A 19,086-nucleotide genomic window follows, 5' to 3' on the forward strand; every position below is an offset into this window, starting at 1 on the left:
AGAGTACCGTCATTCGCATCACAAACAAGCTGCGGCTGGTCTGCCGGCATACGCCAGGCACCAGGACTCGGACTCGTCGCCGTCGCAATCCACCAACCACCCGGCTCACTGTAATACGTACTCGGACTGTTCACCACCGTGATATTCCCTGATACCTCATCCCAGTGGAAAATCTTGGACGCCTCATAATAACCACCAGCATCTACCTTTCTGCCCGCCCAGACAATGTGCAGATTGTCGCTGTCATCAAAGATCGCATTCACATTACAATAGGCACGCACCGTGTCTGAAGGCTGATAATTGGTGATATTGATCCGTGAACCCCAGGTTGCACCACCGTCGGTCGAAAGCATATAATAGACGTCATTGTCGAGCTGACCACCGGCGATTGAATCAGTGATGAATGAGGTGTACACGAACACGACTTTGTCAGAATTATGCGAGGCACGCAAAAACTGAGATAAACAGGCACAGGAATCAATGTCGGTAATCGCGGTCCAGGACGCACCTTCATCAGTTGTGACGAATAAATGAAGGGCATCCGCATTATAGTCACCAGTCGCCATTACGATGTTGCCGTTGCTCGCTGCACAGACATAGGGCCAGACATAATAATTTTGGTTTATTGTCGTCGGATTATTGGGCCAGGTGCCCCAGACGTTTCCTCCATCGATATCAAGCCAGCTTAAATAATTCGGCGCACCGAATTCATGGTACACAATTACGGTTCTCTGGTTATCCGGGTTGGCGTCACGGGTGACGTCCAGCTGCACATAACCGGTATAAGACGGACATGCCTGGGTTTCGCCGTAATACGAACCGTCAGTGAAGCGGGCGTTCCAGGCGCAATATCTCATTGTCTGGCCCGGATAATCCTGCCACATCCAGTTGATGTGCGCCTGGCCGTAATCATCGACCATTATCCTCTGACCGAAACTGCCGTTCGCCTGATACTCGTAGGCGGTTGTTCCGATCTGATCACCAGGACCACGACCGCCGAGATACGGCGTTACCGATGTATGAGTGATGGGTTCATCACCCACAATCCTGGCGCAAGGCTCAAGGCTGGCCTTGCGGGGTGTAACTGCAACACCCGCTGTGATAAGAAGTGTTATTATAACCAGTCCACGCTTGATAAGCATTACTCCTCCTTTCTTTTCTATATTAACTCATATCTTTGGCGATGTCAAGAGAACCATGGGGTCAAATCATTTGATTGACAATTTTTGAATTCTGCATTATAATTCAATATGTCTTACAGAATGCGAATCCTGTTCATATTGATTCTTTCGCTCCTTTTCTGTAATCGAAGTGAAAGGGTCAGCGAAGTTATTGACGGCGATACTTTCCGGACTGAAAAAGGTGAGACCGTACGCCTTCTCGGTATCAACACGCCGGAAATGGGTGAGCCGGGTGCGGATATCGCAAAAAATTTTCTTAAACTTATGGTTCAGGACAAAGAGGTGCGTTTGGAAAAGGATGTTACTGACAGAGATGATTTTGGCAGGTTGCTGAGATACGTCTTTGTCGAAGAGATCCCTGTCAACGCCGAGCTTGTACGCATGGGGCTTGCCGAAGTCAGATTCTATCCTCCGGATACTGCATATAAGAAGGAGTTTGAATTTCTTGAAAAAAGAGCGGTTCAGGTAAATCGAGGATTATGGGCTTTTCCGGTTTTTCAGTTACCCGACACCCTCGGCGGGATTCCAGAAGAAAAGCATAAAGAAGAAGAGGTGGAAGATGTCATTTCATGGCTTGACGCCGCAAAATATTACGGTCAGATAAAGACCGTGGAAGGGAAGATCGTATTGACGAACAACACGGGCAAGGTTTGCTTTCTTAATTTCCATGCAGACTGGAAAAGATACTTCACCGCAGTGATTTTTGCAGGGGATTTTGATAAGTTTCCCCGACATCCCGAGGATTATTATTTGAATAAAAGAGTGAGGGTGAGGGGATTGATTAAAAAATACCGGGACAAACCCGAGATTATACTGAAGAGCCCGGAACAGATTAAGGTTATTGAATAATCTATTCGCCGATGAGCTGAACGACGATTTTGCGCTGCCGCGGTCGGTTATCGAACTCAGCGAGCACCACCTGTTGCCAGGTTCCCAACAAGAGTTTTTTATCTTCAAAAGGTATTGTCAGAGACGGTCCCTGAAGAGCCGCTCGTAAATGGCTGTATCCGTTGGCGTCACCCCAGGTTTCGTCATGGTGATAATGTTTGGTGCGCGGTATCAACCTGTCGAATAATTCCTGGATGTCTTTTATCAACCCCGGTTCAAATTCAAATGTGGTTATCGCTGCAGTGGAACCGATGTGGAAGACAGTGAGGTTGCCCCGGGACAGACCTGATTCCCTGAGGCATTCCGCGAGCCGTTCGGTCAGGTCAATCAGAGTACCGGTGCCCTCGGTTTCAACCTTCAGTTTTTTTGTTATTATCTTCATTTGCACCTCCTTGTGGTTTAAACAGGATCTGGGGCAGTTTGTTATCCGGTGTTTTTATTATACGTACCTCGATCTGATATATCTCCTTAAGGGTATGTTCGTTAATAAGTTCCCGGGTTGAACCACGGGCATATATCTGTCCTTGATGCATAATCGTCAACTGTCGGCAAAAGAGGCTCGCTAAATTCAGGTCATGGTGTACGATGATCACGGTGAGACCGGTTTGATTGAGCTTTCGCAGCAGTTCCATTATCCGATATTGATGCTGGAGATCGAGGTGACTGGTCGGTTCATCAAGGACGAGAATACGGGGCTCCTGAGCCAGCGCCCGTGCAAGAACGACGCGTTGTTTTTCACCTGAAGACAGGGAATTAATCGGCCGTGTTCTGAAATCAAGGATATCTGCATAAGAAAAAGCCCGCTCGATTGTCTGGTGGTCTTCATTGCTCAGGCGCTGGAACGGTTGAAGATAGGGATACCTTCCCATGGTAACGATCTCTTCGACCGTGAAGTTTAAAGTGAAATGGGTCTCCTGGGGTACAAAGGCGATATATTTGGCACGACTTTTATCGTCCAGTTTATTCAGGGAGTGCCCGAAGAGGTTTATGGTTCCTTGTCGTGGTTTGAGTATGCCGCAGCATATCCTGAGAAGCGTTGATTTTCCTGCGCCGTTGGGACCGATGATTCCGAGAAATTCTCCTTCGTCTATTGAAAGGGATATGTTCTTGAGTACGTTTGTATCGTGGTAGGCGAAACTTACATCTTTGATCTCCAGTATCCTGTTTTTATAGCGGTTCATCTTTGATATAGATAGATAAAGAACGGCACCCCGATGAGTGAGGTGACGACGCCGACCGGCAATTCATATATCGAAATGCTCCGGGCGAGGGTGTCGGCAAGCAAAAGGAAGATTGCACCCAGAACAAAGGAAGCAGGAAGGTTATGGATATGTTTCGGCCCGAATAATAATTTTGCGATATGGGGGACGACCAGTCCGACGAATCCTATGGCGCCGACGAGCGAGACAGTCAAGCCGATAAGGAGTGATACAAAGATGAAAACCATAATGGAAATCTTCTGGATATCAACGCCCAGACCGGCGGCGGTTTCTATTCCCTGTGAAATTATGTCAAGCTCACGGTGATAGCGGTAGAGCAGTGCCGTCAGAACAAGCGAAATCAAGATCAATAATGTGATATATATTCTATTTGAAGAATTTATGATAATCCCCAGATATCCCATAAGCAGATAGAGAATTTCGTATAATTCCCGTCCACCCAGGACCATAATGATCATTACCAGAGAAGAGCAGAAGAAGCTCATAACCACACCGGCGAGTATTAATCGGTCACGTAAAATTCCTCCTTTGATACGGGCGATAAGAAAGACGCTGAAGCCGGTTCCCAGGGCGCCGAGAAAGGCGAATAACGGATTTATCGTTCCGAACAGCAGAATACCGATTGATCCTCCGAGAGCCGCCCCGGATGCTGACCCGAGTGTGTAAGGTTCAACCAGAGGATTACCAAAAAGACCCTGGAGCACAGCGCCGCAGAACGCCATAATCCCGCCGGCGAAAACAGCGAGGATTACCCTTGATACCCTCAATTGGATGATTTCATTTGTAAGCCGGGCAGGTCCTACAACGAGACTGATGATGACCGCCAGAACAAAGATGATGATTACGGGCAGAATTTTATTCAAGAATAATCCTTTTCAGTTCTTTCAGTCCTTGAACCAGGCGCGGACCAGGCCGCATAAGACAATCCTGTTCAAGCCCGCTGTAAATTCGCTGATTCTTTACCGCCGGGATTTCCGCCCAGCCGAGGCGCTCGCCAATTCCGTCGGGATGGAGAACGATTATGATTTCAGGGTTCCTCTTTATGACCTGTTCCTGGGTTACAACAGGATAGTCCCTGGTCAGGTCCTGAAAAATGTTGTAACCGCCCGCCATTTCAATCAACTCGTTGAGAAACGTGCTTGCTCCGATCGTGACAAGTGGGCGGGATGACAGTTCAACATATACCCTTTTTCTTTCTTTTATCTTTATCGGCTTTAGATTCTTCTTCATATACGCGATGAGGGAATCCGCTTTTTTCTCTTTTTTTACCAAGGCGGCGATGGCGGTTATTTCCCGATAGATATCTTCAATTGTCCGGGGAGAGGAAACAAAGGTCTTTATCCGCAGCTGGTCGAGCTGATTCTTGATTCTTTTCTGCTCCGGTATATTGACCACAACCAGGTCGGGTTTCAATCCGATGATTCTTTCCATTGACGGATTGGAAAAATCACCGACTTTATAAAGTTCCTTCGCTTCCGCCGGGTAGTCACAGAAAGTCGTCACTCCGACAAGATTCTTCTCCGCACCGATAGCAAATAGAATTTCGGTCATCGCCGGCGAAAGCGATACAATTCTGAATTCAGGGGATAGGATGTCCTTTCTGCAGGTAAGAACCATCGTGAGAACAGAGAGCATCAGCGGCAGAAATTTCATCCAGATTTTTGAAGACGACTGCGGTTCTTTTGACATTTTCAAGAAGAAGGCTCTTGAATTATTTAAAGAGTCCTTTTATTTTTTTCTTTCCTTCTTCGAGCAGTTCTTTCTTCTTCTTCTCTTTCTCTTCTTCGAATTTCTTACGCAATTCATCAAGAATCTTACCGCGCTTTATGAACTCCTTGAATTCTTCTGCAAAGGTGACGATTTCAAGCTCTGAAAGTTTGTCGATGAACGGCGCCGGTTCACCTTTTTTTATTTTTGATTTGAAATGTTCATCCAGCAATACCTCTTTAGCGCCTTCGAGTACGCTTTTGACCGCAACCTTACCTTCGAATACACTGAAGGAACTTGAACCGTCTTCTTCGATCCTTGTTTTAAATGTAGTACCTCTGATAAATGCCTGCGCGGCTTCGGTCCGTACTTCGTATTCATCACCTTTGTTCAATTTCGTCACCTTGGCGACGATTTCCCCGAGTGAAGCAAAGATGCGGTGAAAGATACCTTTTTCTGTCTCTTCTTTTCTTTCTATCTTTATACTGGAGTTCGGCTCGAGATGAATCAGGGAATAGTTGCTGAACTGGACTTCACACTCGGATTCATCCTTTGTGGTGATGATATCGTCCACATACAGAGGTGTGTTCAATACCGCTGAATAAAGTTTGCCGCCGCGTTCGATGTGGACGGTTCCAACCATATACGAAATTTTTGCCGGGATTTCCGTATTAAAGAAAAATAATGTTAATGCACTTAAAAAGATATTCATTCTTCTGCTCTCCTCTTTGTTTTACCTTCAAGATATTCATTCCACAATTTCGCATAATTTTTCGATTTTATCCTGTTTATATTCAGTTCATTATGAACGAAATCTTCAAACTTTGCATAAGCCGTCAGTTCGAGTCTTCTCTGCCATAATATCAGGGGCATACCGATGAAGATCGTGTAGAGTATCAAAAATTGCGAACCATAACCAAAACTCAAAGAAATAATAAGAAGCATTAAGCTCAGATAAAAGACCGATATATTCCTTGAGGTGATTGTCTTTTTATTGAAGGTACCCCAGCGTAAAACAATGGAAAATATGAGAAGAAGTATACCGATTATCTGTAAGACGGGATACAATCCTATTTGATTTCTCTGCCACCATACCATTGTGGCGTTGCCGATGATGAATGATGAGTAGAAGAAAAGGGCGAAGAGTGTCCGTATGGGCAGGGGGTATAATCGCGCGGGCAGATAACCGGACTGAAAAAAAAGTCGTTTTTCGTAATATTCGACCCCCAGCCAGACAATCAATATCATTGTGTAGATGTAGACTAAAAGCCAGTTCTTGAAGGGGCTTAAGAAATTATAGAAGAATATACTTGAATAAAGATAAATGAAAACAAGCCAGAGTAATCTACGCCATTTCAATTTCATTTTTACTCGGTTTTAAACTCAATCAAACCCAGAAAATCGAAGAAGAAAGACCCATCTTTATCCGGGACGAGCACGTTATTAGATTTAACCGGTTCGCCCCAGACAGAGAGGTTGCTTTTTTGTTGGATCTCTTCAATCATTTTCTTTGTAAGATTGAGCCTTTTCCGGAATTTTAATTCACATTTTACCGAATTCAAGATTTCCAGTAAGGTGACGGTGTCTTTTTCCACATCTTTCAAAAAGAGTTCCCGGGGATATAAAACGATGTTTATCCCTTCGTTCTCATTAAGTCTGGAAAAGAGGAATTCTTTGAGTGGTTTTTTCTTCGGAAAGAATTTTTTGTTCAACGCCTTATTCAATCTGTCCCTGAAGGTCTTGATTTTATTCAGAAGAACGGTATCCACGGTGAACTTGAATGAACTGACGGTTGTGTCTGAGAGCCCACGGTCTTTGATGAAGAAATTGACTTTCTGCGGCGGGGCGTTTAAAAAATCTTTATCGATGACCCAGAGGATGTCACTCCTTTCTTTAACAAGAGAGAGCGTGACATTATCTTCAATGGTCAGGGAGTTTTTATCACGGCATAATATTGCAAAACGGATACCTTCAAAATTTTTTATTGCATACCCCATTGACGTGGGAATAAAAAAGTAGTTTATATTTTCTCCCCAGAATAATTCCGGAACTCCGATGACAAAATCAATGCCGGTTTCATTGAGCAGTTCATAAAACCCCAGTTTTCCGAGAACGACGGCGAGAAACAGAGGATCGGTTTTCAGACTACCGATCTTTATCCCCGGTAGTTTTTTCAGTCCGGTTAGCACGGGTTTTTCCCGGTGGATATCTTGATAAAGCGACGAAAGATAGATCGCTTCAATCTTTTTCACCGGTGGTTTATATTTTTTTGCACAGCTCAACAACAATAATACAGAAATAAATAGACACAGATAGCGATATTTCATAGAATATTATAACTACAAAGAAAGTATTGTCAAGTAAAAGGGCGGTCAGGGTAGTGTCCAAAATTGTGTGTAAATTTTCCTTGAAAAAAACAAAAAATGGTGTATCCTTCCATAAATGGATTTAAAAAGAAAGGAGGATACACCATGAATAATCCATTAAATTATTCTAAGACTAAGCTTAATGAAATTTTTGCTAATGTCAAGGTTCTTTATGAGGATAATGTTGAGGAAGTAATTAGGAAGTATGTGGTTAATGGTTTGAAGGAGTTATTAGAGGATGCGATGAAGGCTGAGGTGATGGGGTATTTAAAGGCGAAGCGTTATCAGCATAAGAAGAAGCGGGTTGATTATCGTAATGGTTATCGGTATCGTAATTTATTGACTGCTTTTGGTTTAGTGAGGAATTTGATGGTGCCGCGGACGCGTAAGAAAGGTGGGTATCGGCCAGGGGTGTTTGTTCGTTATAAGCGGCGCTGGCAGGAGGTTGATAAATGGTTACGAGAGATATTTATTGCTGGGGTGAGTACTCGTGATGTGGGTTGGGTGATGAAGGTATTGTTGGAGAAGACCGTGAGTGCGAGTACGGTTTCTTCAGTTAGCAAGGCATTGGATAAGCAGGTTGCGGTTTTTCGTCGGCGTTTGTTGAATGATGATTATGTATATTTATTTTTGGATGGGATAACGCAGAAGGTGAGGAGTTGTGGTCGTGTGGTTAAGAAGTTGGTGTTAGTGGCGTATGGGATAAGGTTGGATGGTAAGCGTGAGGTGATTGATTTTCGGGTTGCCAAGAGTGAGAGTGAGCGGGATTGGACGGTATTTTTGAGGAGTTTATATCAGCATGGTTTAAAAGGGGGTTCATTAAAGTTGATTATCACTGATGGTGCACCTGGTTTACTGGCGGCGTTGGATATGATTTATCCGGATATCGACCGTCAGCGGTGTTGGGTGCATAAATTACGGAATGTGGCGAATAAATTGCCCCGGCGTTATCAAGCCGAGTGTTTGAGAGGAGCCAGGGGTATTTATTCAGCATCGAGTTATCGTGAGGCAGTGAAGTGCTTTAAGACATGGTGCCAGAAATGGCGTGATAAGGTACCAAAGGCGGTTCATTGTTTAGAAAAAGATATTGAGGAGCTTCTGGCCTTCTACAAACAAGATAAAAAATTATGGTCAAAACTAAGAACGACAAATGCCATTGAGCGTCTGTTTCGAGAATTACGCAAACGGACTCGTCCGATGACTCAATTTGCTGATGTTGACAGTTGCACTCGAATTGTGTATAGTCTAATCAGTAAATATAATCAGAAATGGAAGGATCGCCGTTATGTGGTCTTTAAATAGAATTTACACACAAATATTTACGCTACCGGCGGTCAGGCAGCGGAGAAAGAGTTATTCTGTTTTATCGTTTTCCTGTAAAAATTCTTTAATGTATTCCTGCGCCTCTTTCAGGTCTTCTTCAGCGACGAGGATTTCACCCCAACCGCTGTGCATCATCTTGGGAAGACCGTCCAGCCAGGTCGTTTCAAACCGCCGGACCATCGCCTGGATATTTTTCCCCTTCAACATCTCCTGCAGAGTGAGGGCGGTGAATTCGTCTTGAGCTAAATAGGCACGTTTGAGCATGAGGTATTATAAAATAAAAATGTTTAATGTCAATAGGGTCCTGGATAGTCTGTTTAATGCACGATGATCAGGGATTCGGATACACGCCGAAAAGGCGTATCCAGAACCACAAAATACGTCCCGTTCGCCAATCCCGCCGTGCTAAGCCGCACAGTATATGAACCAGCACCCTGATAACCCTGCGCAAGACTCTTCACCAATCTGCCCGAAGCATCATACAACCGCAGATTGATCTTTCCTGCACGGGCAAGCGCATAACTCAATACACCAACACGACCCACTGGATTCGGCGTAATCGCAATCGTCGTCGCACCCGGTAATTCGGTATTCTGCTCCTCAACACCGATCATCGATGTCGGGAACACCCAGCAACGCACCGGATTCTCGGTCAAGACACCCTCACCATGCGGGAGTGAACCGGCGTCCTTGTCCTCTATATAGGTGACAAAGATCGAATCATTCACAACCCGGGGATACGCAGTCATATAGTCCTCATCATCACAGGCACCACTTGCACCACCGGGCGTGCGCGTATTGGTTAAATTAACATAATCAGTCCAGGTTAAACCGCCATCTGAAGAATATGCACCATAAATTTCACCGTTAAAATAGCCGTTTGCCGAGGTGTCTGAATAATCATCATTACCCAACCACAAACAGTACAAATCATTAGGATTTGTCGGATCATAAATAAGCTGAGGTCGGTCTGCCGGCATACGCCAGGCACCAGGATCAGCCGTTCCAGAAGTAATCCACCATTCTCCTGTATAATAGTTACTTGGACTGTTTACTTTGACAATCGTATTCGAAAGCTCATCCCAGTGAAAGATATTCGAAGCCTGATAATAATTGCCGTTGATTATCATCCGTCCTGCCCAGACAATATGAAGATGGTCATTCGCATCAAAGATTGCATTTACATCAGTAAATGCGCGTACCGTGTCTGAAGGCTGGTAATTGGTGACATTGATCCGTGAACCCCAGGTCGCACCACCGTTGGTCGAAAGCATATAATACACATCATTGTCGAGCTGACCACTGACGAATGAATCGGTGATGAATGAGGTATTCACGAACACGACCTTGTCGGAATTGTGCGAAGCACGTAAAAATTGAGATAAACAGATACAGGAATCAATGTCAATAATCGCGGTCCAGGACGCACCTTCGTCCGTGGTCAAAAAGAGATGATGGGTCTCTGCATTATAGTCACCGGTCGCCATTATGATGTTGCCGTTGTTCGCCGCACACACATAGGGCCAGATATAATCAGCAACCCCTGGAGTCGTCGGATTATTGGGCCAGGTGCCCCAGAGATTTCCACCGTCGATGTCAATCCAGCTGAAAAAACCTGAACCGGCGTCATAATGGTATGCAATCACGGTTCTCTGGTTATCCGGGTTGGCGTCGCGGGTAATATCCAGCTGCACATAACCACTCCAGGAATTTGACGCCTGGGTCTCACCGTAATACGAACCGTTAGTGAAGCGGGCGTTCCAGGCGCAATATCTCATTGTCTGGCCCGGATAATCCTGCCACATCCAGTTGATGTGCGCCTGGCCGTAATCATCGACCATTATCCTCTGACCGAAACTGCCGCTCGCCTGATAATCATAGGCGGTTGTTCCGATCTGATCACCAGGACTACGACCGCCGAGATAGGGGATTACAGAGGAGTGGGTGATGGGTTCATCACCTATAATCTTGGCGCACGGTTTAAGATTGACCTTGGGTGGTGTGACCGCAATGCCCATATGAATCACAAATATTATAATGACTACTTCCCATTTTATAAAATACATTAATCCTCCTTTCAGTATATATTAATTAATATTTTCATTGATGTCAAGAGAACTCCAGACTGACTCCTCTCTTTTTTTTCGTTTTTATTTAAAGACCCTTCTTCTCCGTCATTGCTTCGTTACACTCAGGACAACGTCTGAGGTTGCCTTCTTTCTCTGTCATTCTGAGTGAAACGAAGAATCTTTATCAGTCATCAGTGATTGAGATTCTTCAGTCGTCTGCTTCGGGCAGACTCCTTCAGAATGACAAAAGAGCGGGCAGAGGGATGATAAAAAATGGAGAGGAGTCAGGACCCCGGAGCCTTGACCTTAAGGCTCTTTTGTCTATAATTCAATATGAAGGATGCCGTTGCAGTGGTTGTTAAGAAGGGCGGCCGTTTTCTTTTGATCAAGAGAGCGAAAAAGAATGAAGCGGAAGATTACTGGTGTCCGATTACAGGTGCCGTTGAACAGGGAGAGACCCAGGAAGAAGCAGTGGTTCGTGAAGCAAAGGAAGAGATGAACATCGTGGTTCATCCGATAAAGAAGGTATGGGAATGCCTTACTGATGATAAAAGATACCTCCTTCACTGGTGGTATGTCGAATCGACAGCAGAAGGTATTGTGCCTAATCCGAGTGAAGTGAAGGAGTATTCATGGTTCACCTGGGAGGAGATGCAGAAGATCGATAAGATGTTCGATGCCGACCTTCACTTTTTCAGAGAAATAGGAGTAAGATTAACCGATCCCGAAATTCTTTAGAGTCTGGGTTTCGGAGTGTACAGTTTCACCGGCTCTGGAAAACCGAGGATGAGCTTTTTGCCCAGTTCATATAGTTTGATTTCCTCTTTGACTTCATCACAGGTGGTTTCATCAAGAATGATTTCGACATTGAATGTTTTGCACAGAGAAGCAAGTTGCTCTGCAAGGGTGATCTTTTCACCGATTACGGTGTATTCAAAGTGTTTTATATGCCCCACATTGCCGAGAAGCAATTCGCCGGTGCTTATTCCGATATCCACCTCCACAAGAAAATTCAGAGACCCGCGCCATTTGATATTGACCTGTTCCAGTTCTTCCTGGATAGAGAGAGCGGCTTTTACCGCCTGTGCTGAATCTCTTTCTCCGACGGTCGATTTACCGAAGACCGCGGTCACTCCGTCGCCCGTGAATTTATCGACAGCCCCTTTATGTTTCAGCACTGCATCGACGATAACTCCGTAAGAGTCGTTGAGGAAAGAATGGATCTCTTCGAGCGACAGGATATTGACGATTTTGCTGTAGTTTCTTATCCGGCCGTATAGAACTGCCGCTCGTATTCTTTTTGCTGCAAACCCCCGGGACAAGTAAGTCGGTCCTATGGATTTATGTTACGGCCTTATTTTATCTGGAGAAGCGGAATAAAATTCTTGTCGTATGGCGAGATGACGATCGTATTATTGGGCGACTGATAAAGATTCTGAAGATTTTCCAGATATTTCCAGGAAAGATAAGCCCGACCCCGTTCACCGATTAATGATTGGGCGATGATTCTTTGCGCCTCGGCGATACCGGCCGCTTCAATCTTTTTTCTTTCCGCTTCTTTGGTCTCTTTCTGCAGTATGAATTCCATCTTCTGCGCTTCCTGCTCAGCCTCGAGTTTCGCTTCAATCGCATTCTTGACCTTTGCAGGCAACTTGATGTTTCTTAAAAGAACCTTTTCAAGTGTGATTCCGCGTTCCGTGAAGTCTTTCCTCAACTCATTGGTGATTTCATTCTGGACTTCTTCTCTCTTTTCTGAGTATATTTCAACTGCATTATATTTCACCGTGGTGTTTCTTATTGCAGTACGTGCCGCAGGTCGAACGATCTTCTGGATATAATCCCGACCGATCTTCTGGAAGACCGTCGCCGCAGCCTCTTTTTTGAGATGGAACCACACCGTCAGATCCATCGCGACTTCGAGCCCGTCTTTGGTCAATGATGTAATCGCGTCGTCACCGTAACGTTCTCCTTCTTCAGTGGCGATCGACATCGTATACGCCTGGGTTCTGATTGTCATTATTTCAAGGTCAACAAAGGGATTTACGATATTCAGCCCTTCTGAGAGGGTGGCATTTGTAAGCACTTTTCCAAAGAGGACCTGGACGGCTATTGACCCGGGCGGGACGATGCGAAGCAGGGAAGCGAGAATCAGAAAACCACCGACTACGATACCGCCGACCGTGGCAAAACGCCGCACCTTAAGTTTATCTTCAATACGTCGGTCCTCGGGCTGCACCTTGTAAGAAGCCCGGAAAACAAAGAGTGCAATTATAATCAATATTCCAAGAATAAACATACAACCTCCTTTTTTTTATTATAGTTTATTTTATCCGAATGTCAATTAATGTCAGCGTTTCTTTTTAAATCTGGGTAAAGAAGTTTTTAATATTTCAAAGACCAATTCATCGTAGGTTATACCGATCGCCCTTGCTTCAAGGGGTAAGTTTGAGCCGGGCAAAAGGCCCGGGATGGTGTTGACCTCCAGTACATAAGGATTATAATTTTCATCCAGGACAAAGTCCACCCTTGAAAAACCAGAGGCACAGATCGCCCGATGTGCGGCAAGTGCATACTCCTGGAGTTGTTTATACTGTTCCGGCGGGATACGTGCGGGGACGATGTATTCGGTCATCCCTTCGGTGTATTTGGATTTATAATCATAAAATTTCCGTTTTTTCGGTGCAATTTCAAGGACCGGTAAAGGAACGTCATTGATTACACCGCAGGTTGCATTCATCCCGGCGATATATTTTTCAAAGAGCAGTTCCTTGAATTTTCGCGCGGCTTTCTTTATCGCCTTCAGCAATTCTGTTTTCGTCTCTATGATTGTAACCCCGACACTGGAACCGTCGGCACGCGGTTTCATCACCATTGGAAAGTCCAGCTTGATGATGAGTTCGTTGATGTCGATATTCTTTTCAAAATAAAAATCAGGTGTGGGAATTTCATTGACCGTGAAGAGATATTTCGACACGACCTTATCCATACCTATTGCTGATCCGAGAACTCCGGAACCGGTATAAGGAATCTGGAGCAGTTCAAGGGCGCCCTGGATGGTTCCATCTTCACCCGGTTTACCGTGGAGGGCGATAAAGGCGACGTCTATTCCTTTCAGCTTTTTTACAAAATTTCTGTCGACATCGATACCTCTGACGTCAAACCCCTGCCTTTTTAACGCCTTTATTACAGTCTTGCCAGAACCAATGGAGATTTCCCGCTCTGATGACCAGCCGCCGTATAATACACCTATTTTTTTCTTTAAAAAGAAATTTCTTTCTCTGTTCATAGAATATGATAATCACAAAATCAAAAGAGTCAAGGGAGAAACTTCATCATTGACAAATATTGGATTATGTATATGATTATTGAGGAGGTTTAATGCGATTTATAGGATTGATATTTGTCATTATTGTGATTGGCTTCATGATTGGTTTCATGGTGCTCAATTCTCAGGAGAAGGTCAGCATTGATATCTTTGGCCAGAAGGTTTCAGATATATCAGTCGCCATGGTCTGTTTCTATTCATTCATTGCAGGGATGGTCTTTGTTCTCATCTTCGCACTCGCCGATGAAATCGCCTTGAGAACCAACCTTCACCGATTGCGTAAGGAAAACAAAAATCTACGTAAGGAACTCAGCGCCTTAAGAAATTTACCGTTCGAGGAAGAGAAATGATAGTCTTGATTATTCTGGTCGTAGCACTTATCGCACTTGTATTGTTTCTTTATCTTTACAGAAGGCGTGAGAAGACAACAGGTTATATGCCTTACATCGAGGCGATGGTGGCGTTGCTGGAGGAAGATGATGAACTGGCGATGAAAAAGTTTAAAGAGGCGGTGCGGATCGACAGTGACTTGATTGATGCATATATAAGATTGGGTGATCTATATCGAAAAAAGGGTGATGTCTCCACGGCGATTCAGATCCATCAGTCATTGACCGTGCGGCCTACCTTGAAGAAACGTGAAGAAAAGCGGATATATTACGCACTGGTCAAAGATCTGCTTGAGACCAATCGGCACAATAAGGCGATATCATTCCTGAATGAAATATTGAAGATCGATAAAAAGGACAAAAACGCCCGCGAGTTGATATTAAAGATTTACGAAGATATGGAGAGTTTCGGCGACTGTCTTGCTCTTTATCAGGAAAGCGGGTTCAAGAAAAAGTCTGATAAACGTCATGCATTCTATTGTGCGTCTTTCGCCCACAATAAATTAAAAGATATCAGCGGAGAAAATCCTGATGCCGAAAAAGAGGCGGTCGGTTTGTTGAAAAAGGCACTCAAAATTTTCCCGGAGTCATTGAGCGCCCTTTATTATTTGGGTGACTATTTTGAGCGGAAGCATGATTTGAAGAAAGCCAGGGAATATTATCATCGGTTGCTTACCAAACATCCCGATTATGCTTTTTTGATTATCCCCCAGTTTGAAAGGGTGTATTTTGAACTTGACCTCTTTGATGAAATTATCCCCATATACGAACAGATCTTCCAGCAGTCGCCCAAGAACTTCCCGGTGGGACTCGCCCTTGCCGAGATATATGAGAAGAAGAATGATATGGAGACAGCGAAATCCGTGTATGCCAGGTTAAAAGAGGTCTATCCCAAGAGCATTGTACCGAAACTCCGTTTGTTAAAACTTTCGGTGGACGATGAAAAATTGAAGGAAAATATAGCTGAGATCGAGAACACCGTCCGCCATAAAAACTACCGCTGTAAGAATTGCGGTAATCAGGTAGAGAGGTTTTCATTTATATGCAAAAAATGTCACGCCATCGAATCTTTTTTGCCTTATTTGTAATTCCTCTGTGTCTTGCGGCGCAGGACATCGATGAAGCGATAAGGTTGTTTAACGCAGCCCAATTTGAACGTGCCCATAAGATCTTTGAGGAAATCATCACCGATGAAAAGAATCCGCGTATCGCCGAGGCGTATTATTACCTCGGACGCCTGGCTATTGATCCTGATTCCGCATTATATTACTACAGTAAAGTGACCGCTGAGTATCCACAATCACGATATGCCGACATTTCCTATCTGGAGATCGCCAAGACCAATATTGCACGTAAAAATTACAAAAACGCCATTATCACATTGAATGAACTGCTGCGTAAATTCCCGGACACCAATTTAAAAGACGAAGTTCTGTTCTGGCTGGGGGTTTCTTATGTAAGCACGGATAAAGAAAAAGAAGGGCTCGCCATACTCAAGGACCTCCGTGCCACTTACCCGACCTCGGTGTGGAGTGAACGGGCGGCAGCCATTATTCCGACGGAAAAGAGTGAAAAGCCCGTTCAGGAGGAGTATTATACTGTTCAGGTGGCTTCCTACCGTAATAAGGCGAATGCAGAAAAACATTCCCGGCAGATGAAGGACAAGGGTTTCGAGGTGCAGATCGTGGAGGCTCTGGTCAAGGGACATACCTATTATCGTGTATGGGTGGGAAGGTTTCCGACGATAGACCAGGCAAGGGCGTTTTCCCGTAAGCTCGAAGCGATGGGTATAAAAGGGAATGTCGTCAAGGGATATTGACCTACAGAGAGCGGGGAGTTCCACAGAAACCATTTCAATCGACCTCCATAGATATTGATGCAGTTGACTCCTCTTCTTGAACAGTACCAGAAAATAAAAGGGAAATATAAGGATGCTCTCCTGTTATTCCGTGTCGGTGATTTTTATGAATTTTATTATGATGACGCCAAGATAGCAAGTTCCTGCCTCGGTATCACCCTTACCTCCAAGACGATCCAGAAGGGGATAAAGGTTCCGCTGGCAGGGGTTCCGATCAAAGCCGCTGAAAATTACATCGCAAAACTTGTGAAATTGGGGATGAAGATTGCAATCTGTGAGCAACTGGAACCTGCGGGCAAAGGTAAGAAACTCGTGGCGCGCGACGTCGTCGAGGTTATTACACCGGGGACGATTCTCAGGACGTCGCTTCTTGATGAGAAAAAATCGCTTTTTCTCGCCGCCTGCCTTCCTGATGAGGAGAATGTCGGGGTCGCCTTTTGTGATATTACGAGCGGTGAATTTTTATGCGGTGAGGTTGCGGTTGGACAATTAAAAGAGGTGCTGCTGCGCAAGGAAACAAAAGAGGTGATCGTTCCTGAATCCATAGATATCGAGATCGACCTTCCTTTGACCCATATCGACGGTTATCATTTTATTCAGGATATCGCGTACAAAAATCTACTCGACCACTTCCGGGTCGTGGCGCTGGACGGCTTCGGTATCGAGGGAATGAATCTGGCGATCGGAGCCGCCGGAGCCCTGCTGTATTACCTTGCAGAAAACCAGAAATCATCACTTACGCACATCAATAAGATCAGTCTCTTTGAAACCAAAAACACCCTTTATCTCGACACCGCCACCCGTAAAAATATGGAGCTCTTTGAGAATATTCAGGGAGGAGGGTCAAGAACCCTGCTCTGGATTATGGACAACTGTCTGACTCCTTTCGGCAAAAGGCGTCTGCGCCGCGAACTGCTCGAGCCGCTTGTCGACACCGAACTTATTGAGAAGCGATTGAACGGAGTTGAAGAATTGAAGAGTAAAGAGTTTCTCAGACAGGAGTTGCGCGAGGTCCTGAAGACGCTCCGCGACGTCGAACGAATCACCGCACGGCTTGCCTGCAAGCGAATACTGCCGCGTGAGATGGTGGCGCTTAAAAATTCGCTGAAAGTGTATCCAAAGATAAAAGAACTTATCGAAATATGTGAAAGTGAAATTCTTTCTGATATTCATCAACAGATAGAAGATTTCAGTGATCTGGTCGAGGCGATCGACAATACGATAATGGATGAACCGGCCGCCGCCGTTGATGAAGGAGGGATTATTAAGGCAGGTTATTCAGAAGAACTCGATGAATTACGTCGGATCGCAAAAGGAGGAAAGAGCTGGTTGTTGAATCTTGAACACAGTGAGAGAAAAAAAACTGGCATTTCTTCTTTAAAGGTCGGCTATAATTCGGTCTTCGGATATTATATTGAAGTTACAAAAGCGAATCTTCATCTTGTACCCGAACATTATATAAGAAAACAGACACTCACCAATACCGAACGTTTTTACACCCCGGAACTTAAAGAATTCGAGCAGAAGATACTCGGTGCTGAAGAGAAGAGTAAGACATTGGAATATGAATTTTATATCCGGCTGAGGGAAGAACTTTCAAAGAGCGCCCACAGGATTCTGGATACCACAAGAGCGCTGGCGTTGCTTGATGTGATTCAGAGCTTTGCCCAGAACGCCGTGATAAATAATTACACCCGTCCTGAAGTCAACAACAGCACCCGGATAATAATCAAAGAGGGTCGTCACCCTGTGGTGGAGAAGATTCTTGAAAAAGGTTCGTATATTCCGAATGATGTTCTTCTTGACACGGATGCCAATCAAATTTTGATAATAACCGGGCCTAATATGGCTGGTAAATCGACCTATCTGCGTCAGGTTGCGTTGATTACGATAATGGCTCAGGTCGGCAGTTTTGTTCCGGCTAAAGAGGCGAAGATTGGAATTGTCGACAAGATTTTTACCCGCATCGGAGCGAGTGATGATATCTCAAGGGGAGTGAGTACATTTCTGGCTGAGATGATGGAAACCGCCAATATTTTGAATAATATTTCCGAGAGGAGTCTGGTGATTCTTGATGAAGTGGGCAGAGGAACATCGACTTACGACGGTCTTGCACTGGCATGGGCAGTGGTCGAGCATCTACACGGTAATAAGAAACCGCGTACTCTTTTTGCCACACATTTTCACGAGCTTACCAGAATCGAAGATTTTTTAAAAGGGGTTAAGAACTATAATTTCATTGTGAAGGAATGGGGTGATGAGATAATTTTCCTGCGTAAACTGAGCCCCGGACCGAGTGACCAGTCTTACGGTATCCAGGTGGCGAGGCTCGCGGGTCTGCCGGAGTCGGTTATTCAACGGGCGAAAAAGGTATTAAGGGATTTTGAAGAAGGAGAGGTCCTGAGTGTGCGGCGTTTGAAGAAGACGAAGCTGACTCAGCAGGATCTCTTTGTCGACAAATAGGATGCTTCTACGTAGTTCTTTCCTGACTCCTCTCCACTTTTTCTCTTGATTTTTTGAGGGATTTGAGGTATATAGTGGGGAAAGGAGGTATTTTATGAACAAATTAAGGATTTACCCTTCCCCACCATATCAGTTTAACCAACTGAAGAAGTTTGTAAATATGTTACTTGCCGATAAACTTCATGGCCATTCCCGTAAAACACTGATTATTATAACCCAAGCCCTGCTAAATGTCAAGCGGGCGGTTCTTTCCGAATTGGCGCGTGAGATTGCACTGCCGATTGTCTTCAAACATCG

General features: G+C 44.8%; 21 protein-coding genes. 8 read left to right on the plus strand and 13 right to left on the minus strand.

From position 1 onward, the window contains the following. On the minus strand, positions 1–1,142 hold a 1,142-nt coding region (locus tag ENI34_00005), incomplete at its 3' end, for a hypothetical protein (protein ID HEC77507.1). Positions 1,143–1,250: 108 nt separating this feature from the next. On the opposite strand from ENI34_00005, the gene ENI34_00010 reads away from it, so the two are divergent. Beyond that, positions 1,251–2,030 (plus strand): thermonuclease family protein, encoded by a 780-nt coding sequence (locus tag ENI34_00010; GenBank protein HEC77508.1) that lies wholly within the window; start codon positions 1,251–1,253, stop codon positions 2,028–2,030. A 1-nt stretch (position 2,031) separates the two neighbouring features. Here the strand turns inward: ENI34_00010 and ENI34_00015 are convergent, their stop codons facing one another. Genes ENI34_00015 through ENI34_00045 form a run of 7 tightly spaced genes read right to left on the minus strand, consistent with a single transcriptional unit; the run spans position 2,032 to position 7,323 of the window. Continuing rightward, positions 2,032–2,451: a YjbQ family protein gene (locus ENI34_00015; GenBank protein ID HEC77509.1), complete on the minus strand. Its 420-nt coding sequence runs from the start codon at positions 2,449–2,451 to the stop codon at positions 2,032–2,034. Then, a complete protein-coding gene (locus ENI34_00020; protein HEC77510.1) occupies positions 2,420–3,250 on the minus strand; it encodes a heme ABC transporter ATP-binding protein in 831 nt (276 codons plus the stop codon). Before ENI34_00020 ends, ENI34_00015 begins: the two co-directional genes overlap by 32 nt. Continuing rightward, positions 3,247–4,152, minus strand: coding sequence for an iron ABC transporter permease (locus tag ENI34_00025; protein HEC77511.1), 906 nt, complete (start codon positions 4,150–4,152; stop codon positions 3,247–3,249). Before ENI34_00025 ends, ENI34_00020 begins: the two co-directional genes overlap by 4 nt. Next, positions 4,145–4,978 (minus strand): cobalamin-binding protein, encoded by an 834-nt coding sequence (locus ENI34_00030; GenBank protein HEC77512.1) that lies wholly within the window; start codon positions 4,976–4,978, stop codon positions 4,145–4,147. The genes ENI34_00025 and ENI34_00030 overlap by 8 nt, the downstream gene beginning before the upstream one ends. A gap of 22 nt (positions 4,979–5,000) precedes the next feature. Then, on the minus strand, positions 5,001–5,708 hold the full coding sequence (locus tag ENI34_00035; GenBank protein HEC77513.1) for a hypothetical protein: 708 nt from the start codon (positions 5,706–5,708) through the stop codon (positions 5,001–5,003). Continuing rightward, the gene (locus ENI34_00040; protein HEC77514.1) at positions 5,705–6,361 is read right to left on the minus strand and encodes a hypothetical protein; all 657 of its coding nucleotides are present in this window, start codon (positions 6,359–6,361) and stop codon (positions 5,705–5,707) included. The genes ENI34_00035 and ENI34_00040 overlap by 4 nt, the downstream gene beginning before the upstream one ends. A 2-nt stretch (positions 6,362–6,363) precedes the next feature. Continuing rightward, positions 6,364–7,323: a hypothetical protein gene (locus ENI34_00045; protein ID HEC77515.1), complete on the minus strand. Its 960-nt coding sequence runs from the start codon at positions 7,321–7,323 to the stop codon at positions 6,364–6,366. A 96-nt stretch (positions 7,324–7,419) separates the two neighbouring features. Here ENI34_00045 and ENI34_00050 point away from each other — a divergent pair, with 96 nt between their 5' ends. Continuing rightward, positions 7,420–8,664: an IS256 family transposase gene (locus ENI34_00050; protein ID HEC77516.1), complete on the plus strand. Its 1,245-nt coding sequence runs from the start codon at positions 7,420–7,422 to the stop codon at positions 8,662–8,664. Positions 8,665–8,715: 51 nt separating this feature from the next. On the opposite strand, the gene ENI34_00055 is transcribed toward ENI34_00050, so the two are convergent. Together ENI34_00055 and ENI34_00060 are read right to left on the minus strand one after the other, a co-directional pair. Then, positions 8,716–8,949, minus strand: a complete 234-nt coding sequence (locus ENI34_00055) for a hypothetical protein (protein ID HEC77517.1) — start codon at positions 8,947–8,949, stop codon at positions 8,716–8,718. Between the two features lie 53 nt (positions 8,950–9,002). Beyond that, positions 9,003–10,751, minus strand: a complete 1,749-nt coding sequence (locus ENI34_00060) for a T9SS type A sorting domain-containing protein (GenBank protein HEC77518.1) — start codon at positions 10,749–10,751, stop codon at positions 9,003–9,005. A gap of 336 nt (positions 10,752–11,087) precedes the next feature. On the opposite strand from ENI34_00060, the gene ENI34_00065 reads away from it, so the two are divergent. After that, a complete protein-coding gene (locus tag ENI34_00065) occupies positions 11,088–11,492 on the plus strand; it encodes an NUDIX hydrolase (protein ID HEC77519.1) in 405 nt (134 codons plus the stop codon). On the opposite strand, the gene ENI34_00070 is transcribed toward ENI34_00065, so the two are convergent. The 3 genes from ENI34_00070 to ENI34_00080 are packed head-to-tail and all read right to left on the minus strand — an operon-like array spanning position 11,489 to position 14,040. Continuing rightward, positions 11,489–12,091, minus strand: coding sequence for an adenylate/guanylate cyclase domain-containing protein (locus tag ENI34_00070; protein HEC77520.1), 603 nt, complete (start codon positions 12,089–12,091; stop codon positions 11,489–11,491). The genes ENI34_00065 and ENI34_00070 overlap by 4 nt on opposite strands. 17 nt (positions 12,092–12,108) lie before the next feature. Next, entirely contained in the window at positions 12,109–13,050 is a 942-nt protein-coding gene (locus tag ENI34_00075; protein HEC77521.1) for a prohibitin family protein, read from the minus strand. A gap of 51 nt (positions 13,051–13,101) precedes the next feature. Next, positions 13,102–14,040 (minus strand): D-alanine--D-alanine ligase, encoded by a 939-nt coding sequence (locus ENI34_00080; GenBank protein ID HEC77522.1) that lies wholly within the window; start codon positions 14,038–14,040, stop codon positions 13,102–13,104. A 92-nt stretch (positions 14,041–14,132) separates the two neighbouring features. Between ENI34_00080 and ENI34_00085 the strand changes: the two genes are divergently transcribed. The 5 genes from ENI34_00085 to ENI34_00105 all read left to right on the plus strand — a co-directional run. Continuing rightward, positions 14,133–14,429: a LapA family protein gene (locus tag ENI34_00085; protein HEC77523.1), complete on the plus strand. Its 297-nt coding sequence runs from the start codon at positions 14,133–14,135 to the stop codon at positions 14,427–14,429. Next, positions 14,426–15,556 carry a tetratricopeptide repeat protein gene (locus tag ENI34_00090; GenBank protein HEC77524.1) on the plus strand — a complete coding sequence of 377 codons (1,131 nt, stop codon included), beginning with the start codon at positions 14,426–14,428 and terminating at the stop codon, positions 15,554–15,556. The genes ENI34_00085 and ENI34_00090 overlap by 4 nt, the downstream gene beginning before the upstream one ends. Then, on the plus strand, positions 15,511–16,287 hold the full coding sequence (locus tag ENI34_00095) for a tetratricopeptide repeat protein (GenBank protein HEC77525.1): 777 nt from the start codon (positions 15,511–15,513) through the stop codon (positions 16,285–16,287). Before ENI34_00090 ends, ENI34_00095 begins: the two co-directional genes overlap by 46 nt. A gap of 57 nt (positions 16,288–16,344) precedes the next feature. Further along, positions 16,345–18,789 (plus strand): DNA mismatch repair protein MutS, encoded by a 2,445-nt coding sequence (mutS, locus tag ENI34_00100; protein HEC77526.1) that lies wholly within the window; start codon positions 16,345–16,347, stop codon positions 18,787–18,789. A gap of 94 nt (positions 18,790–18,883) precedes the next feature. Then, on the plus strand, positions 18,884–19,086 hold a 203-nt coding region (locus ENI34_00105), incomplete at its 3' end, for a hypothetical protein (protein HEC77527.1).

The organism is candidate division WOR-3 bacterium (assembly GCA_011052815.1).
Classification (GTDB): Bacteria; Hydrothermota; Tepidihabitantia; order SM23-42; family SM23-42; genus DRIG01.

Bases quoted from the DNA above. Each gene is read 5' to 3' on its own strand.
- ENI34_00085 (HEC77523.1), top strand. From the start codon at position 14,133: ATGCGATTTATAGGATTGATATTTGTCATTATTGTGATTGGCTTCATG.
- ENI34_00035 (HEC77513.1), bottom strand. From the start codon at position 5,708: ATGAATATCTTTTTAAGTGCATTAACATTATTTTTCTTTAATACGGAA.
- ENI34_00015 (HEC77509.1), bottom strand. From the start codon at position 2,451: ATGAAGATAATAACAAAAAAACTGAAGGTTGAAACCGAGGGCACCGGT.
- ENI34_00020 (HEC77510.1), bottom strand. From the start codon at position 3,250: ATGAACCGCTATAAAAACAGGATACTGGAGATCAAAGATGTAAGTTTC.
- ENI34_00030 (HEC77512.1), bottom strand. From the start codon at position 4,978: ATGTCAAAAGAACCGCAGTCGTCTTCAAAAATCTGGATGAAATTTCTG.
- ENI34_00010 (HEC77508.1), top strand. From the start codon at position 1,251: ATGTCTTACAGAATGCGAATCCTGTTCATATTGATTCTTTCGCTCCTT.
- ENI34_00090 (HEC77524.1), top strand. From the start codon at position 14,426: ATGATAGTCTTGATTATTCTGGTCGTAGCACTTATCGCACTTGTATTG.
- ENI34_00045 (HEC77515.1), bottom strand. From the start codon at position 7,323: ATGAAATATCGCTATCTGTGTCTATTTATTTCTGTATTATTGTTGTTG.
- ENI34_00060 (HEC77518.1), bottom strand. From the start codon at position 10,751: ATGTATTTTATAAAATGGGAAGTAGTCATTATAATATTTGTGATTCAT.
- ENI34_00040 (HEC77514.1), bottom strand. From the start codon at position 6,361: ATGAAATTGAAATGGCGTAGATTACTCTGGCTTGTTTTCATTTATCTT.
- ENI34_00095 (HEC77525.1), top strand. From the start codon at position 15,511: ATGCAAAAAATGTCACGCCATCGAATCTTTTTTGCCTTATTTGTAATT.
- ENI34_00055 (HEC77517.1), bottom strand. From the start codon at position 8,949: ATGCTCAAACGTGCCTATTTAGCTCAAGACGAATTCACCGCCCTCACT.
- ENI34_00075 (HEC77521.1), bottom strand. From the start codon at position 13,050: ATGTTTATTCTTGGAATATTGATTATAATTGCACTCTTTGTTTTCCGG.
- ENI34_00065 (HEC77519.1), top strand. From the start codon at position 11,088: ATGAAGGATGCCGTTGCAGTGGTTGTTAAGAAGGGCGGCCGTTTTCTT.
- ENI34_00050 (HEC77516.1), top strand. From the start codon at position 7,420: ATGGTGTATCCTTCCATAAATGGATTTAAAAAGAAAGGAGGATACACC.
- mutS (HEC77526.1), top strand. From the start codon at position 16,345: ATGCAGTTGACTCCTCTTCTTGAACAGTACCAGAAAATAAAAGGGAAA.
- ENI34_00080 (HEC77522.1), bottom strand. From the start codon at position 14,040: ATGAACAGAGAAAGAAATTTCTTTTTAAAGAAAAAAATAGGTGTATTA.